The sequence below is a fragment of the Kitasatospora putterlickiae genome (genome assembly GCF_039527695.1).
Classification (GTDB): Bacteria; Actinomycetota; Actinomycetes; order Streptomycetales; family Streptomycetaceae; genus Kitasatospora; species Kitasatospora putterlickiae.
Genome location: NZ_BAAAKJ010000247.1, coordinates 13,586 through 16,990, shown reverse-complemented (window position 1 = coordinate 16,990; position 3,405 = coordinate 13,586). Strand labels below are relative to the sequence as shown.

Here is a 3,405-nt window from a genome sequence, read left to right as displayed (position 1 = left end):
GCCGAGCAGGGTGCCGAAGAGGAGGCGGCCGACGTGCGGGGCGCGGAGCAGGGCGAGGTAGCCCATGGGCGGGGGTCTCCGGTCTGGGCGGGGGAGCGGTCGCGCTCCGGCGCGTGGGCGGCCGGGGCGTGGGCCGGGGCGTGCGCTGCGGCGTGCGCGACCGCCGGGGCGTGCGTGACCGCCGGGGGGTGGCCGGTCAGGTCCTCGGAGCGGTCCGGACGGCTCGGGCCGGGCAGCACGCCGCCCGCCGCCAGCAACTCGCTGGTCGGCCGGCGCATCCCGTACCGGCGGTGCACCGCCTGCTTGGTGACCCCGAGGGCGGAGCCCACCGAGTCCCAGGAGAAGCCCAGCGCGCGGTCGAACTCGACCGCCGCCGCCACCAGCGTCTCCACGCTCTCCCGCAACTCCTGGGCCAGGCGCACGGTCGGCGCCGGGGCCCGCCCGTACACCACGAAGCCCGCCGAGGTGCTCGGGCGGCGCGGTCGGTAGACGTTGCCCAACTGGGCGGTGAGCGTCCGCAGGGCGTCGACCTGTCGCCTCACCCGCTCGATGTCCCGCACCAGCAGGTGCAGGCTCGCCCGTGCCCGGGCGTCGTGGTTGATCTGCTCGGCCATGGCCTACGTGCCACCTTCCGTACGGTTCGGCTAGGCCGGAGCGCCCTTCCCGCGCGCTCCGGCCACGGTCAATCCCACTTGACCAACGCCGGACCGCCCACCGGGGTCACGCAGGCGGGGCGAGCGGGATGTGCCGGATCCCGGTTCGGAGGGATTGCATAGACTGGCCGACGGCCGTGTGCACGCCGCTCGGCCCGCTCGTCAGCAGCAGCCAGAGCCCCGCACAGACCCCCGTACAGCCCCCGCACCGACCCCCGTACCCCCGGACCCGACGGACAGGAGCCCGCATCCGTGGCGATCCAGCCGATCCGCATCTTCGGAGACCCCGTTCTGCGCGCCACCGCCCGGCCCGTCACCACCTTCGACAAGGAGCTCCGCACCCTCGTCAAGGACCTCACGGACACCATGCTCGACGCCCCCGGCGCCGGCCTGGCCGCGCCCCAACTCGGCATCTCCCTGCGGGTGTTCACCTATCACGTGGACGGCGTCACCGGTCACCTGATCAACCCCGACCTGTCGCTCAGCGAGGAGGAACAGGAGGGCCCCGAGGGCTGCCTCTCGCTGCCCGGCCTGCGCTACGACACCCGGCGCGCCCACGGTGTCGTCGCCCGGGGCTTCAACATGTACGGCGACCCGGTCACCATCGAGGGCACCCAGCTCCTCGCCCGCTGCATCCAGCACGAGACCGACCACCTCGACGGCATCATCTTCATCGACCGCCTCGACACCGAGCGGCGGAAGGCCGCGCTCAAGGCGATCCGCGAGGCGGACTGGGGCTCCGGCCCCGCGCCGGTGGTCAAGGTCTCCCCGCACAGCACCTTCGGCGCGGCGCGCTGACGCTCCCCGCCGCGTACCACGTCAACTCCGCACCGCAGAAAGGCACTTGATGCGCCTCGTGTTCGCCGGCACCCCCGAGGTCGCCGTTCCCGCCCTGGACGCCCTGCTCGCCTCCGACCGGCACGAGGTCGTCGCGGTGGTCACCCGCCCCGACGCCCCCTCCGGCCGCGGCCGCAAGCTCGTCGCCAGCCCCGTCGCCCAGCGCGCCGAGGAGGCCGGGATCGAGGTCCTCAAGCCGGCGAAGCCGAGCGACCCCGACTTCGTCGCCCGGCTCACCGAGCTCGCCCCCGACTGCTGCCCGGTGGTCGCCTACGGCGCCCTGCTGCGCCCCGGCACCCTGGAGATCCCCCGGCACGGCTGGGTCAACCTGCACTTCTCGCTGCTCCCCGCTTGGCGCGGCGCCGCCCCCGTCCAGCACGCGGTGATGGCCGGCGACGAGGTCACCGGCGCGTCCACCTTCCTGATCGAGCAGGGCCTCGACTCCGGCCCCGTCTACGGCGTGATCACCGAGGAGGTCCGCCCCGCCGACACCAGCGGCGACCTGCTGGAGCGGCTCTCCCACTCCGGCGCGCGGCTGCTCGCCGCCACCATGGACGGCATCGCCGACGGCGGCCTGCACGCCGTCCCGCAGCCCGCCGAGGGCGTCACCCTCGCCCCCAAGATCACCGTCGAGGACGCCAGGATCGACTGGACCGCGCCCGCCCTGCGGGTCGACCGGGTGGTGCGCGGGTGCGCCCCCGCCCCCGGCGCCTGGACGGAGTTCCGCGGCGAGCGGCTCAAGGTCACCGGCCCGGTGCGGCTGCTGCCCGACTCCGCGGACCTCGCGCCGGGCGAACTGGCCGTCGGCAAGAACAGCGTCCGGGTCGGCACCGGCAGCCACGAGGTCGAGCTGGGCGAGGTGCGGCCGCAGGGCAAGAAGGCCATGCGGGCGGCGGACTGGGCGCGCGGCGCCCGCATCGAGTCCGGCGAGCGGCTGGGGGAGTCCGGCTGAGTCCGGCCGGGACCGGTTTTCCGCGTTACTGTTCGAGAGATCCAGAAATAACCCCCGCAGCACTTTGAGGCACATCCCATGAGCACGCCCGGCAGTACCCACCGCACCTCCGGCACCTCCGGCACCCCCGGCGCGTCCGGCGGAAACCGCGCCCCGCGCCCGCACCGGCGCCCGAAGAAGGACCCGGCGCGCATCGTCGCGTTCCGCGCCCTGCGGGCCGTCGACGAGCGCGACGCCTACGCCAACCTGATCCTGCCCTCGCTGCTCCGCGAGGCCGAACAGAAGGGCATGGACCGGCGCGACGCGGCCCTCGCCACCGAGCTGGTCTACGGCACCCTCCGGCTCCAGGGCACCTACGACGCGATCATCGCCGCCTGCATCGACCGCCCGCTCAGCAAGGTCGACCCGCCGGTCCTCGACGTGCTCTCGCTCGGCGCCCACCAACTGCTCACCACCCGCATCCCCAGCCACGCGGCCGTCTCGGCGACCGTCGAGCTGGCCCGCGTGGTGCTCGGCGACGGCAAGGCCAAGTTCGTCAACGCCGTGCTGCGCCGGATCAGCGCCCACGACCTGGACGCCTGGATCGAGCGGGTCGCCCCGTCGTACGACCAGGACGCCGAGGACCACCTCGCCGTCGTGCACTCCCACCCGCGCTGGGTGGTCGCCGCCCTGTGGGACTCGCTCGGCCGCTGGCAGCCGGACGCCGCCGGGCGCGCCGCCGTCGAGCAGCTGCTGCGCGCCGACAACGAACGCCCCGAGGTCACCCTGGTGGCCCGCCCCGGCCGGGCCACCGTCAGCGAGCTGGCGGACGTCCTGCCCGAGGCCGAGCCGGGCCGCTGGTCCCCGTTCGCGCTGCGGCTCGCCGAGGGCGGCGACCCGGGCTCGGTCGCGGCGGTGCAGGAGAACCGGGCCGGCGTCCAGGACGAGGGCAGCCAGCTGGTCGCCCTCGCCCTCGCCGCCGCC

The 3,405-nt window shown here is 75.0% G+C and carries 4 protein-coding genes; 3 read left to right on the top strand and 1 reads right to left on the bottom strand.

Annotation, left to right across the window (positions count from 1 at the left end):
- On the bottom strand, nucleotides 1–614 hold a 614-nt coding region (locus ABD308_RS24910; RefSeq protein WP_344338777.1), incomplete at its 3' end, for a hypothetical protein.
- A gap of 291 nt (nucleotides 615–905) precedes the next feature.
- Between ABD308_RS24910 and def the strand changes: the two genes are divergently transcribed.
- The 3 genes from def to ABD308_RS24895 all read left to right on the top strand — a co-directional run.
- Entirely contained in the window at nucleotides 906–1,451 is a 546-nt protein-coding gene (gene def, locus ABD308_RS24905) for a peptide deformylase (RefSeq protein WP_344338775.1), read from the top strand.
- A 49-nt stretch (nucleotides 1,452–1,500) separates the two neighbouring features.
- On the top strand, nucleotides 1,501–2,442 hold the full coding sequence (gene fmt, locus ABD308_RS24900) for a methionyl-tRNA formyltransferase (protein ID WP_344338773.1): 942 nt from the start codon (nucleotides 1,501–1,503) through the stop codon (nucleotides 2,440–2,442).
- Between the two features lie 78 nt (nucleotides 2,443–2,520).
- Nucleotides 2,521–3,405 (top strand): transcription antitermination factor NusB (locus ABD308_RS24895; RefSeq protein ID WP_344338772.1); only part of this gene is annotated, 885 nt, incomplete at its 3' end.